Annotated in this window: 16 protein-coding genes and 2 pseudogenes; 7 read left to right on the forward strand and 11 right to left on the reverse strand. The window is 70.6% G+C overall.

All coding sequences use genetic code 11. The annotated features are described in order from the left end of the window. Positions 1-8: 8 nt before the first annotated feature. The 8 genes from ABZV42_RS23770 to ABZV42_RS23805 form a co-directional block, all read right to left on the reverse strand. Positions 9-1,310 (reverse strand): alpha/beta fold hydrolase, encoded by a 1,302-nt coding sequence (locus ABZV42_RS23770; RefSeq protein ID WP_355988221.1) that lies wholly within the window; start codon positions 1,308-1,310, stop codon positions 9-11. Positions 1,311-1,445: 135 nt separating this feature from the next. Further along, positions 1,446-2,471: a LacI family DNA-binding transcriptional regulator gene (locus tag ABZV42_RS23775; protein ID WP_356053488.1), complete on the reverse strand. Its 1,026-nt coding sequence runs from the start codon at positions 2,469-2,471 to the stop codon at positions 1,446-1,448. Between the two features lie 76 nt (positions 2,472-2,547). Then, positions 2,548-3,972, reverse strand: a complete 1,425-nt coding sequence (locus tag ABZV42_RS23780; protein ID WP_356053490.1) for a BNR repeat-containing protein — start codon at positions 3,970-3,972, stop codon at positions 2,548-2,550. Between the two features lie 135 nt (positions 3,973-4,107). Beyond that, entirely contained in the window at positions 4,108-4,428 is a 321-nt protein-coding gene (locus tag ABZV42_RS23785; protein WP_356053492.1) for an L-rhamnose mutarotase, read from the reverse strand. Positions 4,429-4,493: 65 nt separating this feature from the next. Next, complete coding sequence (gene rhaS / locus ABZV42_RS23790; RefSeq protein WP_356053494.1) at positions 4,494-5,579, reverse strand: rhamnose ABC transporter substrate-binding protein; 1,086 nt, start codon at positions 5,577-5,579, stop codon at positions 4,494-4,496. Between the two features lie 36 nt (positions 5,580-5,615). Next, complete coding sequence (locus tag ABZV42_RS23795) at positions 5,616-6,611, reverse strand: ABC transporter permease (RefSeq protein ID WP_356053496.1); 996 nt, start codon at positions 6,609-6,611, stop codon at positions 5,616-5,618. Continuing rightward, complete coding sequence (locus ABZV42_RS23800) at positions 6,604-7,644, reverse strand: ABC transporter permease (RefSeq protein ID WP_356053498.1); 1,041 nt, start codon at positions 7,642-7,644, stop codon at positions 6,604-6,606. The genes ABZV42_RS23795 and ABZV42_RS23800 overlap by 8 nt, the downstream gene beginning before the upstream one ends. Positions 7,645-7,699: 55 nt before the next feature. After that, a complete protein-coding gene (locus ABZV42_RS23805; RefSeq protein WP_356053500.1) occupies positions 7,700-9,217 on the reverse strand; it encodes a sugar ABC transporter ATP-binding protein in 1,518 nt (505 codons plus the stop codon). Positions 9,218-9,582: 365 nt separating this feature from the next. Here ABZV42_RS23805 and rhaI point away from each other — a divergent pair, with 365 nt between their 5' ends. From rhaI to ABZV42_RS23820, 3 genes are all read left to right on the forward strand, one after another. Further along, positions 9,583-10,743, forward strand: a complete 1,161-nt coding sequence (rhaI, locus tag ABZV42_RS23810) for an L-rhamnose isomerase (protein WP_355988205.1) — start codon at positions 9,583-9,585, stop codon at positions 10,741-10,743. A gap of 255 nt (positions 10,744-10,998) precedes the next feature. After that, entirely contained in the window at positions 10,999-13,038 is a 2,040-nt protein-coding gene (locus tag ABZV42_RS23815) for a bifunctional aldolase/short-chain dehydrogenase (RefSeq protein ID WP_356053503.1), read from the forward strand. A 5-nt stretch (positions 13,039-13,043) separates the two neighbouring features. Continuing rightward, complete coding sequence (locus ABZV42_RS23820) at positions 13,044-14,534, forward strand: rhamnulokinase family protein (protein WP_356053505.1); 1,491 nt, start codon at positions 13,044-13,046, stop codon at positions 14,532-14,534. A gap of 89 nt (positions 14,535-14,623) precedes the next feature. Here ABZV42_RS23820 and ABZV42_RS23825 read toward each other — a convergent pair whose 3' ends face one another. Then, positions 14,624-15,820, reverse strand: a complete 1,197-nt coding sequence (locus ABZV42_RS23825) for an RNA-guided endonuclease TnpB family protein (RefSeq protein ID WP_356053507.1) — start codon at positions 15,818-15,820, stop codon at positions 14,624-14,626. Positions 15,821-15,993: 173 nt separating this feature from the next. On the opposite strand from ABZV42_RS23825, the pseudogene ABZV42_RS23830 reads away from it, so the two are divergent. From ABZV42_RS23830 to ABZV42_RS23840, 3 genes and pseudogenes are all read left to right on the forward strand, one after another. Then, positions 15,994-16,731, forward strand: a pseudogene (locus ABZV42_RS23830) ((Fe-S)-binding protein); the annotation flags it as partial. A 122-nt stretch (positions 16,732-16,853) separates the two neighbouring features. Further along, complete coding sequence (locus tag ABZV42_RS23835) at positions 16,854-18,332, forward strand: LutB/LldF family L-lactate oxidation iron-sulfur protein (protein WP_356053509.1); 1,479 nt, start codon at positions 16,854-16,856, stop codon at positions 18,330-18,332. Then, a complete protein-coding gene (locus ABZV42_RS23840) occupies positions 18,329-19,015 on the forward strand; it encodes an LUD domain-containing protein (RefSeq protein WP_355988195.1) in 687 nt (228 codons plus the stop codon). The genes ABZV42_RS23835 and ABZV42_RS23840 overlap by 4 nt, the downstream gene beginning before the upstream one ends. 4 nt (positions 19,016-19,019) lie before the next feature. Here the strand turns inward: ABZV42_RS23840 and ABZV42_RS23845 are convergent, their stop codons facing one another. Beyond that, positions 19,020-19,637: a hypothetical protein gene (locus tag ABZV42_RS23845; protein WP_355988193.1), complete on the reverse strand. Its 618-nt coding sequence runs from the start codon at positions 19,635-19,637 to the stop codon at positions 19,020-19,022. Positions 19,638-20,014: 377 nt separating this feature from the next. Between ABZV42_RS23845 and ABZV42_RS23850 the strand changes: the two genes are divergently transcribed. Then, on the forward strand, positions 20,015-20,824 hold the full coding sequence (locus tag ABZV42_RS23850; protein WP_356053511.1) for a hypothetical protein: 810 nt from the start codon (positions 20,015-20,017) through the stop codon (positions 20,822-20,824). Positions 20,825-20,933: 109 nt separating this feature from the next. Here the strand turns inward: ABZV42_RS23850 and ABZV42_RS23855 are convergent. After that, positions 20,934-21,098: pseudogene (locus ABZV42_RS23855) on the reverse strand (pirin family protein); the annotation flags it as partial. Positions 21,099-21,830: the final 732 nt, after the last annotated feature.

Below are 21,830 nucleotides of genomic sequence, written 5' to 3' on the forward strand. Positions count from 1 at the left end.
CGGGTGTCTCAGACGTCGTCGCGCGTGAGGGCCAGCAGCCGGTCCAGCACGCGCGGGCCGCCGGCGCGCACTCCGTCGTGCTCGAACTCGTCGGTCACCCAGGTGCGCAGTCCCCGGACGGCACGGGCGGTGCGCAGCGAGTGGTCCGCGTCGACGTACATGTCGTCGTGGTAGACCGCGGCCGCGACGGGTACCTCGTTCGCGGCGAGGCGGGCCGGGTCGTACAGCGGCGCCCAGTCGGTGCGGGCGGCCAGTTCCTCGGCGGTGTCGCGCAGCGGGCGCAGCGCCGGGTCGGTCTCGAAGGTCCAGGGGTGGACGGACTCGCCGGTGAAGAGCAGCGGCGCGTCGTCCGTGAGCGTCTTGGCCGCGTCGAACTGGGGGAACTCGGCGCGCACGCGCTCGGCGGACCACGCGGTGGGGCGGCCGCCCTGGGCGTAGATGGCCTCGTGGACCAGGGCGTACAGGGGGTGGCCCGCGTACGACAGGAGGGCCTGGACCTCCTCCTGGAAGGCGTCGGAGAGGGCGGGCCCCTGCGGGGTGCGGACGAACGCGTCCTCCAGCAGGAAGTGCAGTCGGTGGCTGCCGTCGCTGCCGCCGAGCAGGATGCCGAGCGACTGGAAGGCCTCGGCGGTCAGGCGGTAGCCGCCGTTCAGCACCGGCTCGTGCTGGAGCAGGTACTCCGCGATGCGGCGGGCGCGCTCGACGTCCTGCGGGTAGCGGGCGTAGTGCGCGGCGACCTTGCGCTCGATGCGCGGGTAGGCGGCGCGGTAGACGTCGTCCGCGTGCCCGTCGAGGGAGGGCAGGCCGCCGGTGACGACGGCGGCGCTCAGCCCTTCGGGGGCGCTGGAGAGGTAGTGCACCGTGCAGAAGCCGCCGAAGCTCTGGCCCAGCACCGTCCAGGGCGCTCCGCCGGTGAGTCCGGGCCGGATGGCCTCGCAGTCCCGGACGATGGAGTCGGCACGGAAGAGCGCGAGGTGGTCGGCCTGCTCGCGGGGGCCTCCGCGCAGCGGGAGCGTCTGCCGGTTCGCGGGGGTGGAGAATCCGGTGCCGCGCTGGTCGAGGAGCAGGACACGGAAGTCGTTCAGCGCCCGGTCGAGCCAGGCCTGACGGCCGACGAAACGATTCGCCCCGAAGCCGGGGCCGCCCTGGAGGTAGACCATCCAGGGCAGGTTCTGGTGCGCCTTGTCGGCGGCGACGACCTCGCGGGCGAACAGTTCGATGGTCTCGCCCGCCGGTCGGTCGTGGTCGAGCGGCACGGTGAAGCGGTGGTCGGTGAGGACGACACCGGGCTGGCGGTAGCTGACGGTCAACAGGTCTCCCGAGACGTACGGATTCCAGGCTGCGTCCCAGTTGAGCACATGTCGCCCGCGCTCCGCGGCCCGGGGATCGGGAAGATGGACTGAACAGCGACTCAGCAGCCCGGCGACGGGGAACTGAACGGCTGGTCAGCGCGCCGCCAGGCTGGAGTGGCGTACGACCAGCTCGGGCTGGAGCACGACCCGGCGGTGCTCGTGCGGAGCGGGCGCGGTCTCCGCGTCGATCTCCTCCAGGAGCAGCTCGGCCGCGAGGGCGCCCATCGTCACGGCCGGCTGGCGCACGGAGGTGAGCGGGACGGCCGCGGCGGCCGCGAACTCGATGTCGTCGTAGCCGACGATCGCCAGGTCGTCGGGCACGCCGACACCGGCCGCGTACATGGCCTGGAGGACGCCGAGGGCGAGCAGGTCGTTGGCGCAGAAGACGGCCGTGGGCCGTTCCGCGAGGCCGAGGAGCCTGGCGCCGGCGTCACGGCCCGCGGCGACGTCGAGGCGCTCGGTGGGCAGCTCGCGCAGATTCCCGGGTTCGAGGCCCGCCTCGCGCAGGGCCTTCAGCGCGCCCGTACGGCGGTCCCTCACCTGGCTCAGCCCGGGCGGTCCGCTGACGTACGCGATCGAGCGGTGTCCGGCGTCGACGAGGTGCCGGACGGCCAGCGCGCCGCCCGCCACGTCGTCGACCGATACCGAGCACTCGGTGGTGCCCTCGGCGACCCGGTCGACCAGCACGAAGGGGATGCCGTTGCGGCGGAACGCCTCGATGTTGCGCCCGCTCGCGTCCGACGGCGTCAGCAGCACCCCGCGCACCCGCTGCTCGGCGAAGAGCGACAGATAGTCGGCCTCCTCGCTCGGGGACTGCGCGCTGTTGCAGACCATCACCCCGAGCCCGGCGTTCCGCGCGGCGCGCTCGGCACCGCGCGCGACGTCCACGAAGAAGGGGTTGCCCATGTCGAGCACGAGGAGCCCCATGATCCGGCTGCGCCCGGCCCGCAGCTGGCGGGCCGACTCGCTGCGCACATAGCCCAGCCTGTCGATGGCGGACTGGACGCGTGCCCGGGTCTCGGAGGCCACCGATTCGGGGCGGTTGATCACGTTCGAGACCGTGCCGACGGAGACTCCGGCGGCACGGGCGACGTCCTTGATACCCACCGACTGGGCCATCAGGCGGGAACCTCCAGAAGAACGAGAAGCGGCAGGCCGGCCCTCAGATTACCCGCGAACGGGCCGGATCCAGTGGTCATGCGGGCAGTCGGAGATCGATGACGTGCAGGGCGGACGGAGTGGTACCGCCGGACTTCTCCTGGTACATCACGGACAGCGTTCCGTCCTGTGGGACGCGTGTCTCGTCGATCACGACCTCACCGAAGGCGTTCAGGCCTGCGCCGTCGAACAGGAGCGTCCAGTCGGTGTACCCGGAGGACTTCGAGGCGCCCGCGATCCGCCCGAACGGCAGGATCGCGTAGGCGTTGCCGTACCGGTCCAGGACGAGCTTGGTGCGCTGGCTTGAACCGAGGGCGACCGGGATCTCGGTCTTGGTCCAGCCGCCCGAGGCGTTCTTGCGGAGGTGGAAGGCCCGGCCGTTCGCCGTCCGGTCACTCACGTAGTTCGTCGTGCACTGCCCGAAACGGCCGGGCACATAGCTGATGATCGCGTGCGGCAGGCCGGCCGAGTCGGTGGCCTGGCTCTCCTGGTTCATCAGGGAGTGGTCGGGGTCGAGGGAGTCCACGACGAGTCCCGCGTCGGTGACGGCGACCGTGCCGGAGGTTCCCGTGGTGCCGACGACCGTGCCGGCGTCGTTGCGCCAACTGCGGCCCCGGTCGGTGGAGTAGACGTAGCCGGTGTCGTGGTTGGTGATGCCGCCTGCGTTGCACATCACGGCGGCGTTCTGCTCGCGCCAGGTGAAGAAGGAGTGCAGTCGGCCGTTCACGTCGTAGTCGATGCCGTGCAGGTACATGTTGCGGGCGGTGCTCGACCCGTGCGCGCTGGTGTAGGTGCCGGTGGCCGAGGACCATTCGCCGAGCGCTGTCCAGGACGAACCGTCGTACTCCGCCAGGGCGTTGCGCCCGTTCCCCGAGACGCCGACGCGATAGCTCAGCTGGAGACGGCCCTCGGGCGTCGCGACGAACTGCGGATAGGTGAACTGCGTGGTGAGCGCGAGGCCGTCCAGTGAGGTCTGGACCGCCCCGAGGACGGCGGAGGTCCAAGCCGTCGACGCGGGGCTGTCGAGCAGCCCGGCCACCGACTTGACGTAGAAGAAGCCGTCGCTGTGCGAGTCCATGTTCAGGTGCAGCCTGCCGTCGGCCCTTGAGACGCCCATGGAGATGACGTTGTGGGAGTCGTCGCTCTTGAGCTTGTGGCCGAGCGTGATCCTGGACCAGGTGGTGGCGCCGAGGACGCGGCGGGCGACGACCGCACTGCGGTCCGCGGTGTACCAGGCCGCGTACTGGTAGCCGCGGTAGGTCAACAGGCCGTTCTTCTGGAACGAGTTGTTGTTGACCAGACCGTCGTAGGAGACGAAGTAGATCGCCTGGGAGTCGAGTCGGGTGGTGCCTGACAGGGTCACGGAGGGGCCGGGATCGGCCGCCCGTGCCGTCCCTGCGGTGACGGCGGGTCCCGCCACGGCGCCCAGCAGGGCCGTCGTCAGTACGGTGCGTCGTCTCATGTACGGGCTCCTCGGTCGGGCTGCGGGCGGGCGGGTCGGGGCTGGTACGCGGGCGGATGGCCGGGGGCTGTCCGGCCGGTGGGTCGGGGCCGGCTCGCGGGCGGGCGAACCGGGCCTGCTCCGCGGACGGGTGGGTCAGGCGAGGTGGAACACCTCGGTGAGGGGTTTCATCGCCTCGTCGGGCCCGGCGCCGTCCAGCGCGGTGAAGAACGGCGCCATCTCCTTCTGCCAGCGGGCGTTGACGTCGGTGGCCTCCATGGCGGCCTGCGCGGCCGCGAAATCCGCGGTCTCCAGATAGCCGACCAGCAGACCGTCCTCGCGCAGGAAGAGCGAGTAGTTGTGCCAGCCGGTGGCCGAGAGCGCGTCGAGCATCTCCGGCCACACGGCGGCGTGCCGCTCGCGGTACTCGTCGAGGCGGTCCGCACGGACCCTCAGCAGAAAGCACACGCGTTGCATCAATGACCCTCCGGGGCCTGGGAGTCGGGCCGGCGAGACAACGGGAACGCCGGCCCGACGGGGCGTCAGAAGTCGAACTGGTCGATGTTCTTCGCGTCGAATACGGTCGGCTTGCCGAGGCTGATCACGCCGTCCTTGCCGATGGTGAACGAGCCCATGTCACCGGCCTTGAAGGTCTCGCCCTCCTTGCCGGTGATCTGGCCGGAGGACAGCGCCACGGCGGTACGGGCGGCCAGCTCGCCGAGCTTGGCCGGGTCCCACAGCTCGAAGCCCTCGACGGTGCCGTTCTTGACGTACTTGCGCATGTCGTTGGGGGTGCCGAGGCCGGTCAGCTTGACCTTGCCCTTGTACTTGGAGCCGGACAGGTACTGGGCGGCGGCCTTGATGCCGACGGTGGTCGGGGAGATGATCCCGGCGAGCCCCGGGTGCTCCTGAAGCAGGCCCTGGGTCTGCTGGAAGGACTGCTGGGCGTCGTCGTTGCCGTAGGCGACCTTGACGAGCTTGACGTCCTTGTACTTGGGGTCCTTCAGCTCGTCCTTCATGAAGTCGATCCAGGTGTTCTGGTTCGTGGCGGTCTGCGCGGCGGACAGGATCGCGATCTCGCCCTTGTAGCCGATCTGCTTCGCGATCAGCTGCACCTCGGTGCGGCCGAGGTCCTCGGCGCTCGCCTGCGAGACGAAGGCGTTGCGGCAGTCGGCCTTGGTGTCGGAGTCGTAGGTGACGACCTTGATCTTGTTCGTCATGGCCTGCTTGAGCGCGGTGCACAGGGCGCCCGGGTCCTGCGCCGAGACCGCCATCGCGTCGACCTGCTGCTGGGTGAGCGTGTTGACGTAGCTCACCTGGCCGCTGGTGTCGGTCGCGGAGGACGGCCCGACCTCCTTGTACTTCGAGCCCAGTTCGGCGAGCGCCTTCTCGCCGCCCTTGTCCGCGGAGGTGAAGTACGGGTTGTTGACCTGCTTGGGCAGGAAGCCGACGGTGAGGCCCTTCTTGGTGGCCGCGTTCGGGTCGGCCTTGCCGCCGGCGGCGGCGTTGGGGGCGCCCGAGTCCTTGACGTCGTTCTTCGTGGTGCCGCCGCAGGCGGTGACGGCCAGGGCGAGGGAGGTGACGGCGGCGAGCGCCGCGCAGGTACGGCGGATCGATGACTTGCGCATGGGTGAGGTTCCTTTACGAGGGTGAGCGGAGCGGGGTTACGAGATCGGAGTCGAGGCGGCGGCTCTGCGGCCCGCCCTCGCCACGGAGATCTGGCGCCCGACCCGGGGGCCGAGCACGGAGACGACGAGCAGAACGCCGGTGACGACGATCTGCGACTGCGCGGAGACATTGACCAGGCTCATCACGTTCTGAAGCGAGCCGAGCAGGAACACTCCCGCTATGGCGCCGCCCAGCGTGCCCCTGCCGCCGTCGAAGTCGATACCGCCGAGCAGGACGGCGGCCACGACGGACAGTTCGAGCCCGGTGGCGTTGTCGAAGCGGGCGCTCGCGTAGTGCAGGGCCCAGAACACACCGGTCAGTGAGGCCATGAAGCCGGTCGCTACGAACAGCACCAGCTTCTGCCGCTTGACGCGGATGCCGGCGAACCGGGCGGCCTCCTCGTTGGCGCCGATCGCGAACGCCGACCTCCCGAAGGGGGTGGCGTGCAGCACGATCACGGCGATCACGAGCAGCACCAGGAAGAGCGGGAGCGCCTGGGGCACGAAGCTGTCCCCGATGCGTCCGGCCGCGAAGTCCTGGTACTGGGTGGGGAAGTCGGTGACCGCGTCGGAGCCGAGCACGATCTGCGCGATGCCCCGGTAGGCCGCGAGCGTGCCGATGGTGACGGCCAGGGACGACAGCCCGAGCCGGGTCACCAGCAGGCCGTTGACGAGCCCGCACACCACGCCGAGCACCAGGCAGAGCGGGATGATCGTCTCGATCGACATGCCCTGGTTCCACAGGGCACCCATCACCGAGCCGGACAGCCCGGCCGTGGAGGCGACGGACAGGTCGATCTCACCGGCCACCACGAGCAGCGTCATGGGCAGGGCGACCAGCGCGATCGGCAGGGTGTTGCCGATCAGGAACGACAGGTTGAGGGCGTTGCCGAAGCCGTCCACGAAGGAGAAGGAGAACAGCAGCAGGACGATGAGGAGGGCGCCGACGACCGTGTCCCAGCGGACGGCGCGCGCGAGAGCGGAGTCAGCCATGGCGGGCGTTCCTCTTCTTCAGTGCGGAGGCCACGCGCAGCGCGACGATCCGGTCGACCGCGATGGCGAGGATGAGCAGGACGCCGTTGATGGCGAGCACCCAGACGGAGCTGACGCCGAGGGCGGGCAGGACGCTGTTCACCGAGGTGAGCAGCAGCGCCCCGAGGGCGGCGCCGTAGACGCTGCCGGAGCCGCCGGTGAAGACGACGCCGCCGACCACGACCGCGCTGACGACGGTGAGTTCGTAGCCGTTGCCGGTGCCGGAGTCGACGTTGCCGAACCGGGCGAGGTACAGGGCGCCGGCGAGTCCCGCGAGTCCGCCGCAGACGGTGTAGGCGGTCAGGATGCGCTTGCGGACCGGGATGCCGGCCAGCCGCGCGGCCTCCGGGTTGGAGCCGAGCGCGTACAGCTCGCGGCCGCTGCCGAAGTGCTTGAGGTAGTTCGCGGTGACCACCAGGACGGCCACGGCGATCAGCGCGAGGTACGGGACCGCAGAGAGGCCGCCGGAGCCGAAGTCGACGAAGCCGCCGGGGAGATCGGCAGCCGTGATCTGCCGGGAGCCGACCCAGATGGAGTCGATGCCGCGGATGATGTAGAGGGTGCCGAGGGTGACGACGAGGGCGGGTACCTGGCCGAGGCTGACGAGCAGGCCGTTGACCAGTCCGCAGCCGATCCCGAGCAGCACCGCGAGGAGGATCGCGACGACGGGGTCGCCGCCGCCCTGGAGATAGGTGCCGGCCGCGAAGGCGCTGATGCCGAGGGTCGAGCCGACGGACAGGTCGACGTTGCGGGTGATGACGACGAGGGACTGGCCGGTGGCGACGAGCACGAGGATGGTCGCGTTCAGCAGCAAATCCTTGATGCCCTGCTCGGACAGGAACTCGCTGTTGCCCAACTGGGTGACGGCGATCATCACCAGGAAGACGGCCAGGATGGCGAGTTCACGCATCTTGAAGACGCGGTCCACCAGCCGGGTGCCGCTGGACCTGGGCACCTCGGTGGGCGGGGCGGGGGTGGGCGCGGTCACCGTCATGCGGCGGCCCTCCGGGGGATGATCGGGGTCATTCGGGCAGCCCTCTCGGCGGCTGTCATGCGGCGGCCCTCCCGGTGGCGGCGGCCATCACGGATTCCTCGGTGGCTTCGGAACGTGGGATCTCGGCGGTGAGCCGGCCCTCGTGCATGACGAGCACGCGGTCGGCCATGCCGAGGATCTCGGGCAGATCGGAGGAGATCATCAGGACGGCCACTCCGTCGGCGGCCAACTCGCTGAGCAGCCGATGCACTTCGGCCTTGGTACCGACGTCGATGCCACGGGTGGGCTCGTCGACGATCAGCACCTTGGGACCGGTCGCCAGCCATTTGGCGAGGACGACCTTCTGCTGGTTGCCGCCGGAGAGCGTGGCGACGGTGTCGCCGATCCGGGCGTACTTCACCTGGAGCCTGACCGCCCAGTCGAGGGAGCGGCTGCGCTCGGCGCCGCGGTCCATCAGTCCCGCCCTGACCGTCGTACGCAGCCCGGTCAGGCCGATGTTGCGCTCGATGGACATGTCCATCACCAGGCCCTGGGCGCGCCGGTCCTCGGGGACGAGGGCGAGCCCGGCGGCCATGGCGGTGGAGGGCGCGCCGTTCGTCAGCGCGCGGCCGTCGACCCGCACCTCTCCGGCGTCCCAGCGGTCCACGCCGAACACGGAGCGCGCGACCTCGGTGCGGCCGGCGCCGACGAGCCCGGCGAGCCCGACGATCTCGCCGCGCCGCACATCGAAGGAGACATCGGTGAAGACGCCTTCGCGGGTCAACCGGCGCACACTGAGGGCGACTTCGCCGGCCTCGACGTCCTGCTTGGGGTAGAGCTCGTCGAGGTCGCGGCCGACCATCCGGCGTACGAGGTCGTCCTCCGTCATGCCCTCCAGCGGCTCGCTGGAGATCAGGGCACCGTCGCGCAGGGTCGTGACCCGCCCGCAGATCTGGAAGATCTCCTCCAGCCGGTGCGAGATGAACAGCACCGCGGAGCCCTGCTCGCGCAGGGTGCGGACGACTCCGAACAGGCGGGCCACCTCGCTGCCGGTGAGGGCGGCGGTCGGCTCGTCCATGATCAGGACGCGGGCGTCGAAGGAGAGCGCCTTGGCGATCTCGACGATCTGCTGGTCGGCGATGGACAGTCCGCGCGCCGGACGCTCGTGGTCGAGCTGGACGCCGAGGCGCTCCATCAGCGCGGCGGTCGCCGCGTGGGTCGCCCCGTGGTCGATGCGGCCGAGGGCCCGCCGGGGCTGACGGCCCATGAAGATGTTCTCGGCGATGGAAAGGTCGGGGAAGAGCGTCGGCTCCTGGTAGATCACCGCGATGCCCGCGTCACGGGCGTCGGCGGGGCCGTGGAAGACCGTGGGTTCGCCGTCCAGCAGCACCTGGCCGGCGTCGGGTCGATACACGCCGGCGAGCGTCTTGATGAGGGTCGACTTGCCCGCGCCGTTCTCTCCGGCGAGCGCGTGCACCTCGCCGGGGAACAGTTCCAGGGACACGTCCCGCAGGGCGCGTACGGCTCCGAAGGACTTCGAGATGTCCTTCAGCGCCAGCACCGGGGTCGGTCCCGTGTCGGACGGGTGGGTCATGAGGGGCTCCTCGACAACGCCGGCGGGACGGCCCCACAGCGTCGTGAAAGGTTTCAATTGGGTTGCCGGGACGTTAGGCATGCCACCCAGGTCACGTCAATGGGTTCGTGTCGAAATTCTTCGACGGCCCTGTGTCACAAGAGGGTCACCGTGAACCGTCGCCGCCGGAGGGGTTGACAGCCCTTCGAGCGGCTCATAGCTTCAGCTTCTGAATCGTTTCAGACAATGCGTTCGGCAAGCCCGGTGACCAGCACGGGATGACGTCCTGGGAGAAGTCCGTCGGGCAGCGCCCGGGGACACCGTCCCCGAACGGTTCAGGGAGCCGTCGCACATGCCGTCCCATCCGAAGTCGTAGGAGTCCCGAAGTGACCGAGTTCGCCGCGGTGAAGGCCGCGCTCAAGACCCAGGCCGTCGAGACGCCGTCGTGGGCGTACGGGAACTCGGGAACCCGGTTCAAGGTGTTCGCGCAACCGGGTGTGCCCAGGACCCCCCAGGAGAAGCTGGACGACGCGGCCAAGGTGCACGAGTTCACCGGCGCGGCCCCGATCGTCGCGCTGCACATCCCCTGGGACAGGACCGACGACTACGCGGCGCTCGCCAAGCACGCGGAGGAGCGCGGCCTGAAGCTGGGCGCGATCAACTCCAACACCTTCCAGGACGACGACTACCGGCTCGGTTCCGTCTGCCACCCGGACGCCGCGGTGCGCCGCAAGGCCGTCGGCCACCTGCTCGAATGCGTCGACATCATGGACGCGACGGGTTCGAAGGACCTGAAGCTGTGGTTCGCCGACGGGACGAACTATCCCGGCCAGGACGACCTGCGCGAGCGCCAGGACCGGCTTGCCGAGGCCCTGGCACAGGTCTACGACCGGCTCGGCGACGACCAGCGGATGCTGCTGGAGTACAAGTTCTTCGAGCCCGCCTTCTACGCGACGGACGTCCCGGACTGGGGTACCGCTTACGCGCACTGCCTCAAGCTCGGACCCAAGGCGCAGGTCGTGGTCGACACCGGCCACCACGCCCCCGGCACCAACATCGAGTTCATCGTCGCCACGCTGCTGCGCGAGAACAAGCTCGGCGCCTTCGACTTCAACTCCCGCTTCTACGCCGACGACGACCTGATGGTGGGCGCCGCCGACCCCTTCCAGCTGTTCCGGATCATGTACGAGGTGATCCGCGGCGGCGGCTTCACCCCGGACGTCGCCTTCATGCTCGACCAGTGCCACAACATCGAGGCGAAGATCCCGGCGATCATCCGGTCCGTGATGAACGTCCAGGAGGCCACCGCCAAGGCCCTCCTCGTCGACGGCGCCGCGCTCGCCGCGGCGCAGCGGAGCGGGGACGTGCTGGCCGCGAACGCGGTGGTGATGGACGCCTACAACACGGACGTGCGACCGCTGCTCGCGGAGGTTCGCACCGAGCTGGGGCTCGACCCCGATCCGGTGGCCGCGTACCACCGGTCCGGATGGGCCGAGCGGATCGCCGCCGAGCGGGTCGGGGGGCAACAGGCGGGGTGGGGGGCGTAGGCCTCTTACCGGCCCGCCTGCCTCTCCATCGAGGGGCCCGGCGGGACAGGCTCCCGCAGGCGGCCGCCCCCCGCCCGCGAGACCCGACCCCGCGGAGTCGGGGCCTTGGCCTCCGTGTCGCGTATGCCCCACTCGGTGGTCCGCGGGCCGCACGTCGCGTCGTGGCCGGTCGCGCAGTTCCCCGCGCCCCTGACGAGGCACTCCTCCTCGGGTTCGTCCCAGTGCACGTACAAACTCTCTCTAAGGACCAGGAACATGGCACCCCATCCCGAAGCCGCCGCTCTGCTGGCCCGGTCTCGCCGGCTCGGCGCCGATCCCCGCAACACCAACTACGCCGGCGGCAACACCTCCGCGAAGGGCACCGGCACCGACCCCGTGACCGGCGGTGACGTGGAGCTGATGTGGGTGAAGGGGTCCGGCGGCGACCTCGGCACCCTCACCGAGGCCGGGCTCGCGGTGCTGCGGCTCGACCGGCTGCGGGCGATGACCGAGGTGTACCCGGGGGTGGAGCGCGAGGACGAGATGGTCGCCGCGTTCGACTACTGCCTGCACGGCAAGGGCGGTGCCGCGCCGTCCATCGACACGGCGATGCACGGACTCGTAGAAGCCGCGCACGTGGACCATCTGCACCCCGACTCGGGGATCGCGCTCGCCTGCGCGGCCGACGGGGAGAAGCTGACCGCCGAGTGCTTCGGCGACCGTGTGGTGTGGGTCCCGTGGCGCCGGCCGGGATTCCAGCTGGGGCTGGACATCGCGGCGGTCAAGGAGGCCAACCCTCAGGCCGTCGGCTGTGTCCTGGGCGGACACGGCATCACCGCGTGGGGCGCCACCGCCGAGGAGTGCGAGCGCAACTCGCTGTACGTCATCCGCACCGCCGAGGCGTTCCTCGCCGACCGCGGGAAGCCGGAACCGTTCGGGCCGGCCGTCGAGGGGTACGAGTCGCTCGCCCCCGGGGACCGCCGCGAGCGGGCCGCCGCGCTCGCCCCGCGCATCCGGGCCCTCGCCTCCCAGGACCGTCCGCAGGTCGGCCACTTCACCGACTCCGACGAGGTGCTGGACTTCCTCGCCCGCGCCGAGCACCCCCGGCTCGCGGAGCTCGGCACCTCGTGCCCGGACCACTTCCTGCGCACCAAGGTCAGGCCGCTCGTGCTCGACCTTCCGCCGGCCGCCCCGCTCGACGAGGCGATCGCCCGGCTCGCGGAGCTGCACGCCGAGTACCGCGTGGAATACGCGGCCTACTACGAGCGGCACGCGCTGCCCGACTCACCCGCGATGCGCGGCGCGGACCCGGCGATCGTGCTGGTCCCCGGGGTCGGCATGTTCTCCTTCGGCAAGGACAAGCAGACGGCGCGCGTGGCGGGCGAGTTCTACGTCAACGCGATCAACGTGATGCGAGGGGCCGAGGCCGTCTCGACGTACGCGCCGATCGAGGAGTCCGAGAAGTTCCGCATCGAGTACTGGGCCCTCGAGGAGGCCAAGCTCCGGCGGATGCCGAAGCCCAAGCCGCTCGCCACCCGGGTCGCCCTGGTGACGGGCGCGGGCAGCGGCATCGGCAAGGCGATCGCCGAACGGCTGGTGGCCGAGGGCGCCTGCGTCGTGGTCGCGGACCTGAACGCCGAGGGGGCCGAGCGGGTCGCCGCCGAACTCGGGGGCCCCGACAAGGCCGTCGCCGTCGGGGTGGACGTCACCTCCGAGGAGCGGATCACCGAAGCCTTCCAGGCCGCGGTGCTGGCCTTCGGCGGTGTCGACCTGGTGGTCAACAACGCGGGCATCTCCATCTCCAAGCCGCTCCTGGAGACCACCGCCAAGGACTGGGACCTCCAGCACGACATCATGGCGCGCGGCTCCTTCCTCGTCTCGCGCGAGGCGGCCCGGATCATGATCGCGCAGAAGCTGGGCGGCGACATCGTCTACATCGCGTCCAAGAACGCGGTGTTCGCCGGCCCCAACAACATCGCCTATTCCGCGACCAAGGCCGACCAGGCCCATCAAGTCCGTCTGCTGGCAGCCGAGTTGGGTGAGCACGGCATCCGGGTCAACGGCGTCAACCCCGACGGGGTGGTGCGCGGCTCCGGCATCTTCGCGAGCGGCTGGGGCGCGCAGCGGGCAGCGACGTACGGCATCGAGGAGGAGAAGCTCGGCGAGTTCTACGCCCAGCGGACCATCCTCAAGCGGGAGGTGCTCCCGGAGCATGTCGCGGCCGCCGTGTTCGCCCTGACAGGCGGGGACCTGACCCACACGACGGGCCTGCACATCCCGGTCGACGCCGGCGTGGCCGCCGCGTTCCTGCGATGACGTCGATGAGTTCCCCGAACACCTCCCCCGCGCGTACCTCGTCCGCGCGCACCGCCCCGGAGCGTACCTACGCCGCCGTCGACCTCGGGGCGTCCAGCGGGCGCGTCATGACCGGCCGCGTCGGCCCGGACACACTCGGCCTGACCGAGGCGCACCGCTTCCCGAACCGGCCGGTCCGCATCCCCGAGGGGCTGCGCTGGGACATCCTCGGGCTGTACGCGGGCGTCATCGACGGACTCCGCGCGGCCGGGCAGGTCGACTCCGTCGGCATCGACAGCTGGGCGGTGGACTACGGTCTGCTGGACGCGGACGGAGCACTGCTCGGCAACCCGGTCCACTACCGCGACGCCCGTACCGAGGGTGTCGCGGAGAAGGTGTGGGCGAGTGTGCCGGCCACCGAGCTGTACGCGGCCACGGGGCTCCAGTACGCGCCCTTCAACACCCTGTACCAGCTCGCGGCGGCCCGCTCCTCCGTCCAACTCGGCTCCGCGAAGCACCTGTTGCTGATACCGGACCTGCTGGCGTACTGGCTCACGGGCGACATGGGCACCGAGCTCACCAACGCCTCCACCACCCAGCTGATCGATCCGAGGACCCGCGACTGGTCGTACGGTCTCGCGGAACGGCTCGGGATCGACCTCGGCCTGTTCCCGCCGCTGCGCCGCCCCGGCGACCGGGCCGGAACCCTGCTGCCTCGGGTGCTGGAGGAGACCGGGATGAGCGGCCCGGTGCCGGTGACGACGGTCGGTTCGCACGACACGGCCTCGGCGGTGGCCGCCGTCCCGGCGACCGGGGAGCGGTTCGCCTACATCTGCACCGGCACCTGGTCCCTGGCAGGCCTGGAGCTGGACGCCCCCGTCCTCACCGAGGCTAGCCGGGCCGCCAACTTCACCAATGAACTGGGCCTGGACGGCACGGTCCGCTACCTGCGCAACATCATGGGCCTGTGGCTGCTCCAGGAGTGCGTACGGGAGTGGGGCGACCCCGGCCTGGGTGAACTCCTCGCGGCTGCGGCCGAGGTGGCGCCGCTGCGGTCCGTCGTGGACGCGAGCGACGCGGCGTTCCTCGCGCCGGGCCGGATGTCGGCGCGGATCGCGGACGCCTGCCGGGCCTCGGGGCAGCCGGTGCCGGAGTCCCGCGCCGAGATCACCCGCTGCATCCTCGACTCCCTGGCGCTCGCCCACCGCCGGGCGATCGAGGAGGCGCAGTCCCTGGCGGACCATCCGGTCGACGTCGTGCACATCGTCGGCGGCGGCACCCGCAACGAGCTGTTGTGCCGGCTCACCGCCGACGCCTGCGGACTGCCGGTCGTGGCGGGCCCGGCGGAGGCGGCCGCGCTCGGCAACGTCCTCGTCCAGGCGCGGGCGGACGGGCTGGTCGGCGACCGTGCCGAGATGCGCGGACTGGTCGCACGCACCCAGCCGCTCCGCCGCTACGAGCCACGCGGCGGCACGGCGGCGTGGCGCGCCGCCGAGGCGAGGCTCGGCACGCCGTGAGGCACCAGGGGTGAAACACCCGTGAAGCGGACACCGCCACGTACCCTGCACCCATCCTTGACTTCCTCCCCTCCTGAAGACGGGGATTCCTACGGCTCGCGCCGTGGGACTTCCTGCTTCATCGCCGACTGCCCGCCCGGAGTTTTCCGTTGAGGTCTCACACCCGCTCCACAGGCTGTCACCGCCAGTCCGGCGGCCAGCAGGTTCTTCGCCGCGTTCACGTCCCGGTCGTGGACCGTGCCGCAGCCGCACGTCCAGGCGCGGACGCTGAGCGGCACCGTCCCGGCGAGGGTGCCGCAGTGAGAGCACAGCTTGGAGGAGGGGAAAAAGCGGTCGACCACGATCACTTCTCGCCCGTACCAGGCGGCTTTGTACTCGAGCATGCTCCGGAACTCCGACCATGCCGCATCGCTGATGGCGCGGGCCAAGTTCCGGTTCTTGACCAGGTTGCGGACACGCAGGTCCTCGATCACGAGCGTTTGGTTCTCACGCACGAGTCGGGTGGTCAGCCGGTGCAGATGATCGCGGCGCCGGTCAGTGATCCGGGCGTGGATCTTGGCGACCTCACGCCGGGCCTTGGCCCGGTTCGCGCCGTCGCCCTTCGCCTTCTTCGCCAGGCGACGCTGGGCGAGCGCGAGCCGGGCACGGTCGCGGTGCTCGTACCTCGGGTTAGCGATCTTCTCACCGGTGGACAGGGTCAACAGGTGAGTCAGGCCCACGTCGATACCGACCGCCGCGTCCACGGCGGGGAGGGGTCCGACGGCAGGGTCCTCGACGAGCATGGAGACGAACCAGCGGCCGGCCGCGTCCTGCGACACGGTCACCGTCGACGGGACCGCGCCCTCCGGCAGAAGCCGCGACCACACGATGGCCAACGGCTCAGACATCTTGGCCAGCGTCAGCCTGCCGTCACGGAAGCGAAACCCGCTGGTGGTGTACTCCGCACTCTTGCGCGACTTCTTGCGCGACTTGAACCGCGGGTACCTCGACCGCCTGGCGAAGAAATTCGTGAAAGCCACCTGCAGATGCCGCAAGCACTGCTGGAGCGGAACACTCGAGACGTCGTTGAGAAAGGCCAGTTCCTCGGTCTTCTTCCACGCCGTCAACATCGCCGATGTGACGTTGTAGTTGATCCGCTCCTGCCGCGCCCACGCCTCGCTACGGGCAGCCAGCGCCAGGTTGTAGACCTTGCGCACGCACCCGAACGTTCGCGACAGTTCAACCGCCTGCGCGTCCGTCGGATAGAAGCGGTATTTGAACGCCCGCTTCACATGACTCGTGGCCATAGCCGCAAGCTAGCCCGAATTCAGATGACGATCAAACCAGCTGGTTGCGGCGCCGCATTCTGCCCTGGCGACACATCGCCGTTCTCCACCCTGCTCCGCAGGAGTCCGTGCCTTTCCGCCCTGAAGGGCGGAGTAGCCACTAGGAATCTGATGACCGACCCCGAGGAGCCGCGATGCGTGTCGCCCTGTTCCTGACCTGTGTCAACGACACGCTGTATCCGGACACCGGCCGCGCCGTGGTGGAACTGCTGACCAGGCTGGGTGTCGACGTCGACTTCCCGATGGGGCAGACCTGTTGCGGCCAGGCGCACTACAACACCGGCTACCGCCACGAGGCCGAACCGCTCGCCCGGCGTTTCGCCGAGGTGTTCAGGGAGTACGAGGCGATCGTGACGCCGTCCGGATCGTGCGGGGCGATGGTGCGGGAGCTGTATCCGCGGATGGGTGAACGGGCCCGCGCGGAAGGGCGCGGCGACACCCTGGCCAGGACGCTGGCGCCGGTCGTGCCGAAGACGTACGAGCTCACCGAGTTCCTGGTCGACGTCCTCGGGGTGACGGACGTCGGGGCGTACTACCCGCACACGGTGACGTACCACCCCACCTGTCACGGCCTGCGCAGCCTCGGACTCGGCGACCGCCCGCGCCGACTGCTGAGCGCCGTCAAAGGACTTGAGCTGCGGGAGCTGCCCGGCGCGGACGAGTGCTGCGGCTTCGGCGGCACCTTCGCCGTCAAGAACGCCGACGTCTCCGCGGCGATGGGCGCCGACAAGGTGCGCAACGCCGAGTCGACGGGCGCCGAGGTGCTGTGCGCCGCGGACAACTCGTGTCTGATGCACATCGGCGGCACGATGGGCCGCCTCAGGACGGGGATGCGGCCGGTGCACATCGCGGAGATCCTGGCGAGCACGGAGGCGGGCCCGACGGCCGGCACCGAAGCGGGCGAGGCAGCGCGTACGGCGGCGGGCACGCAAGGCCGTACCACGGCGGCCGGAGCAACAGGCGCGGAAGCGGGCGAGGCAGAGGAGCCGGGCGCATGAGCGGAACCTTCGTCGGTATGCCGGCCTTCCCGAAGGCCGCGCACGAGGCCGTCAACAACCCGACCCTGCGCGGAAATCTGCGCCACGCCACCCACACCATCCGCACCAAACGCGCCAAGGCGGTGGCCGAGGTCTCCGACTGGGCGGAGCTGCGCGAGGCGGGCAAGCGGATCAAGGACCACACGCTCCGTCATCTCGACCGGTATCTCGTGCAGTTGGAGGAGTCGGTGACCGCGGCCGGTGGTGTCGTGCACTGGGCCGCCGACGCCGAGGAGGCCAACCGCATCGTCACCGAGCTGGTCAGGGCGACCGGCGAGAGCGAGGTCGTCAAGGTCAAGTCGATGGCCACGCAGGAGATCGGGCTCAACGAGGCGCTGGAGGCCGCGGGCATCCACGCGTACGAGACCGATCTCGCCGAGCTCATCGTGCAGTTGGGCAAGGACAGGCCGTCGCACATCCTCGTCCCGGCGATCCACCGCAACCGCGGCGAGATCCGTGACATCTTCGTCCGCGAGATGGGCGCGTGGGGCCGCGCGGCGCCCGAGGGACTCACCGACACTCCCGCCGAGCTGGCCGAGGCGGCGCGTCTGCATCTGCGCGAGAAGTTCCTGCGGGCCAAGGTCGGCGTCTCCGGCGCCAACTTCATGGTCGCCGAGACCGGCACCCTCGTGGTCGTCGAGTCCGAGGGCAACGGCCGGATGTGCCTGACCCTCCCCGAGACGCTGATCTCGGTGGTCGGCATCGAGAAGATCGTGCCGAGCTGGCGGGACCTGGAGGTGTTCCTTCAGACCCTGCCGCGCTCCTCGACGGCCGAGCGCATGAACCCGTACACGTCGATGTGGACGGGCACCACGGACGGGGACGGACCCCGGAACTTCCATCTGGTCCTGCTGGACAACGGCCGTACGGACACCCTCGCCGACGAGGTCGGACGCCAGGCGCTGCGCTGTATCCGCTGCTCGGCTTGTCTCAACGTCTGCCCGGTGTACGAGCGGGCGGGCGGCCACGCGTACGGCTCGGTCTACCCGGGCCCGATCGGCGCGATCCTCAGTCCGCAGCTCCGGGGCACCGCGAGCGAGATCGACGCCTCCCTGCCGTTCGCCTCCTCGTTGTGCGGCGCCTGTTACGAGGTCTGTCCGGTCGCCATCGACATCCCCGAAGTCCTCGTCCATCTGCGCGAGCGGGTGGCTCAGGGCGGACCCGCGACCCGCGACGGCAACAGGGTCGTACTGAGGCCGGCCAAGGGACACGCCGCCGAGCGGGCGGCGATGCGCGCGGCGCGCTGGGCGTTCGGCCGTCCCGGCGCCCTGCGCGCCGGACAGCGGCTGGCGTCCGGGACCCGCCGCTTCCACCCAAGGACCCTGCCGGGCCCCGGCAGGGCGTGGAGCGAAACCCGGGAACTGCCCGCGGTCCCGGCGGAGTCGTTCCGCGCGTGGTGGCAGCGGACGCGGGGCGGAAAGGACATGACGAAGTGAGCAGCAGGGATCTGGTCCTCGGCCGGGTGCGCCGGGCCCTCGCGGACGTGGCCCGGGACGACGACACTCCCCAGGCGCCCGAACAGCCCGGGAGTGACTCCCGGTACGAGCGGGCCGTCGGCCGGAGCTATCTGCGCGAGCACGGCGCGCGCAGTGCCGCGGAGACGGTGGACCTCCTCGCGGAGAACCTTGCGGACTACCGGGCCGTCGTGCACCGCGCGACCGAGGAGGAACTCCCGTACCTCATCATGCGCCTGCTCGCCGAACGCGGGCCCCAGTACGTGCTCGTGCCCCCGGGGCTCCCGCCCGCTTGGATGTCGGCGGCGGATCCCACCCGGATCCACGACCGTGCCGTGAGCACGCCCGGTGAACTCGACAAGGCGGAGAGCGTGGTGACCGGCTGCGCCCTCGCCGTCGCCGAGACCGGCACGATCGTCCTCGACGGCGGCCCGGAACAGGGGCGGCGCCGGATCACCCTGATCCCGGACCACCACATCTGTGTCGTCCGGGTCCCGGACCAAGTGGTGGCCTCCGTCCCCCAGGCCCTGGAACGCCTGGACCCGGCGCGCCCGCTGACCTGGATCTCCGGCCCCTCCGCCACCAGCGACATCGAGCTGGACCGGGTGGAGGGGGTGCACGGTCCGCGCACCCTGGAGGTCGTACTGCTCACGAGCGAAGCGTGACGGGTCAGGAGTAGACGACCGGGGAGCCGCGGCGCAGCACGAACTGGGCCGCGCGGAGGTACAGCGCCGCGTAGAAGGCCGCGTCGAGGTCGTCGCCCCATGGCGCCGGGCGGGCGGCGGCCAGGTCCTTCGCCGGCCCGTCCAGGAACCACATGGTCAGATCCAGGTTGTCGGAGGCCGCCGGTATCTCGGGCGGCAGCTCGAGGATCCGCGCCAGCCGCTCCGCGATCGCGAGCACCTGCGGAGCACCGGCGACCACCGTCTCGTCCGCGTAGCCGCATTCGACGGGCAGGCAGATCTCGTCGTCCAGCGATATCGGCACGAGCGCCGACCAGCCGCACAGTGTGTCGGTCTCCTCGCGTGACAGATGTGCCCGGCACAGCTCGGTGAAGCCGTCCATCGGAGGGCTCAGCTTCTCCTCGAACGCCGTCCCGGAGCCCCGGACGAAGGGCGCCGCCTCGGGCAGGGACACGAACGGCGGCAGGCCGCGCCGCAGCAACTCCCCGTTCAGCGCGGAGGCGAGCTCGCCGAATCCGGCCTGCTCCTCGTCCTCGTACCCGCCCTCGCTCTCGTCCTCACCGAACCACTCCCTCGCACCGATGCTGACCAGATAGACACCCATGCCCGCAACGTAACGCGTGGCACTGACAGTCCGGCCGTCCCGGTCCGCCGCATCCGACCTCACGTCGGCGGGCCCGTGGCCTCTCCTGCGCGTCGCGCCGACGCCGGAACGCGCCCGGGGGTTGCCAGGACAGGTTCCGGGGGCACATTCTCGACACGTACCGACCTGCCGGGGTTCCGGGAGCCGCGCCCGCCGCGGGAGCTCCGCGCGACCTCCCTTCGTATCACCCGGATCATGGCGCCGACCAGGCGTTCCGCCCGGTCGTTCAGGTCGTGTTCAGGCTCGTCGCGGCTCCTGGCAAATCATGCTCCAGAAGCGTCCAAGCGATGGCAAAGACCTCTGTGGCGAGGCCGGTCGGCCGTGTCATGGTGCGGGTCATGAGCACCGAGCACCTCACCCGTCACTCTCCAAGCATCCCGCCTGCCGCAGTCCTGGCGAGCAAGGTCCCGGAAGTTACGTTGTACTTCTGGATGATCAAGGTGCTGACCACCGGAATGGGAGAGACGGCCTCCGACTTCCTGGCCCACTGGCTCGGCCCCATTCCCGCCGTGGGCCTCGGCGGGCTGGCACTCGTGGCCTCGCTGGCGCTCCAGTTCGCCGTACGCCGCTATGTGGCCTGGATCTACTGGACCGCGATCGTCATGGTGAGCGTGTTCGGCACGATGGCCGCGGACGTGCTCCATGTCGGCCTCGGCGTTCCGTACATGATCTCCACGCCGCTCTTCATGGTCGCGCTGGGCGCCGTGTTCGCCGTCTGGTACGCCAGCGAGCGCACGCTCTCCATCCACAGCATCCGCACTCGCCGCCGCGAGATCTTCTACTGGGCCACCGTGCTCGCCACCTTCGCGCTCGGCACCGCCGCCGGCGACCTCTCCGCCACCGCCGGCCTCGGCTACCTGGGCTCGGCCGTGCTGTACGCCGTGGCCATCGCGGTCCCGGCCGTCGCCCACCGCTGGGGTTCCCTGAACGCGGTCGCCGCCTTCTGGACCGCGTACGTCATCACGCGCCCGCTCGGGGCGTCGGTCGCCGACTGGATGGCGCTGAGCCACGCGCGCGGCGGTCTCGCCCTCGGCCTCGGCCCCGTCACCGCATCCTGGACCGTGGCCATCGTCGGCTTCGTCGCCTACCTGGCGCTGACCCGGCGCGATGTCCAGAACGACCCGGCCGTGACGGCCGAGACCGTCTGACCGGACACACCCAACTTCGCGGAACGCGCCCCTCGGTCCCACGCGGACCGGGGGGCGCGTTCCGCGGTCGGCACGCCCTTGTCAGCGCGCACTTGCCGGCGCACCCCTGTCAGCGCACCCTTCCGCGCGGCTTCAACGGCAGCGGGGGGAGTTCCGGCGCGGACAGCGGTGCGCCGTCGTACCCCTTCGCCTCGCCGAAGCGCGTGCCCTTGGCCCAGTCCTCGCGAGCCCGTTCGATCTCCCCCTGGGTGCGGCCGATGAAGTTCCACCACATATCACACAGCTCGGTCTTTTCCGCAGATCAGACGCTTTCGAGTCCACCGGAGGCCAGCGAAAGGTGCCTCCTCGCGGTATGTCAGCGAGGACGCAAATCCGTCGGCGACGACGATCGACCTCAGCCCCGTCGGCCGCCGGACGGCCAGCTTGAGCACCAGCTATCCCGTCGACCTCGCCCGCGATGCCTCCGCACGCCTGCACCGTGCCCGCACGACCCTCTCCCCGCCGATGCCACCGCATGACAGCGCTACCACCATGACGGCGGCACGGGCGCGGCGGCCCCACCGACGCGCAACCGGCTGAGTACGCGCTGTGATCCCCGGCAGCGTCCGCGCCGCCCATCCCGCCCTCCCTCTCCTCAACTCCAACCAGGGCATGGGCAAAGCGGCCGCAAAGGGGATGTCAGAGGCCCGACCGCGTCCGCACGGTGGGGTGACCTGCACGGATTCCGCGATGTGGGCGAGGCTCGCGCAAGAGAAGTCGCAAGAGAACTCGCAGGAGATGCGGCAAGAGATGGTGTCGCGAGGCCTACCCGCGGCGCGGTTCGAACGGCAGTTCCGTCGGGCCGTGGCATCCGTGTACGGCTCTGATCGACGCCCAGGACGAACGCAGCCAGGTCCGCGCGGATCTGTGGACGCTCTTCCAGCGGGTGCCGTGGCCGACCGAACCGCCGGATGCAGGGGAGATCCGCGAGAACGCCTGGCGGCAGTCATCCCGCTCCTCCTCCCCC

This window comes from Streptomyces sp. NPDC005281, from assembly GCF_040607495.1.
In the GTDB taxonomy this organism is placed as follows: domain Bacteria; phylum Actinomycetota; class Actinomycetes; order Streptomycetales; family Streptomycetaceae; genus Streptomyces.

Coding starts and splice junctions, on each gene's coding strand:
- ABZV42_RS23775 (WP_356053488.1), bottom strand. CDS start 2,471: ATGGCCCAGTCGGTGGGTATCAAGGACGTCGCCCGTGCCGCCGGAGTC.
- ABZV42_RS23780 (WP_356053490.1), bottom strand. CDS start 3,972: ATGAGACGACGCACCGTACTGACGACGGCCCTGCTGGGCGCCGTGGCG.
- ABZV42_RS23785 (WP_356053492.1), bottom strand. CDS start 4,428: ATGCAACGCGTGTGCTTTCTGCTGAGGGTCCGTGCGGACCGCCTCGAC.
- rhaS (WP_356053494.1), bottom strand. CDS start 5,579: ATGCGCAAGTCATCGATCCGCCGTACCTGCGCGGCGCTCGCCGCCGTC.
- ABZV42_RS23795 (WP_356053496.1), bottom strand. CDS start 6,611: ATGGCTGACTCCGCTCTCGCGCGCGCCGTCCGCTGGGACACGGTCGTC.
- ABZV42_RS23800 (WP_356053498.1), bottom strand. CDS start 7,644: ATGACGGTGACCGCGCCCACCCCCGCCCCGCCCACCGAGGTGCCCAGG.
- ABZV42_RS23805 (WP_356053500.1), bottom strand. CDS start 9,217: ATGACCCACCCGTCCGACACGGGACCGACCCCGGTGCTGGCGCTGAAG.
- ABZV42_RS23815 (WP_356053503.1), top strand. CDS start 10,999: ATGGCACCCCATCCCGAAGCCGCCGCTCTGCTGGCCCGGTCTCGCCGG.
- ABZV42_RS23820 (WP_356053505.1), top strand. CDS start 13,044: ATGAGTTCCCCGAACACCTCCCCCGCGCGTACCTCGTCCGCGCGCACC.
- ABZV42_RS23825 (WP_356053507.1), bottom strand. CDS start 15,820: ATGGCCACGAGTCATGTGAAGCGGGCGTTCAAATACCGCTTCTATCCG.
- ABZV42_RS23835 (WP_356053509.1), top strand. CDS start 16,854: ATGAGCGGAACCTTCGTCGGTATGCCGGCCTTCCCGAAGGCCGCGCAC.
- ABZV42_RS23845 (WP_355988193.1), bottom strand. CDS start 19,637: ATGGGTGTCTATCTGGTCAGCATCGGTGCGAGGGAGTGGTTCGGTGAG.
- ABZV42_RS23850 (WP_356053511.1), top strand. CDS start 20,015: ATGAGCACCGAGCACCTCACCCGTCACTCTCCAAGCATCCCGCCTGCC.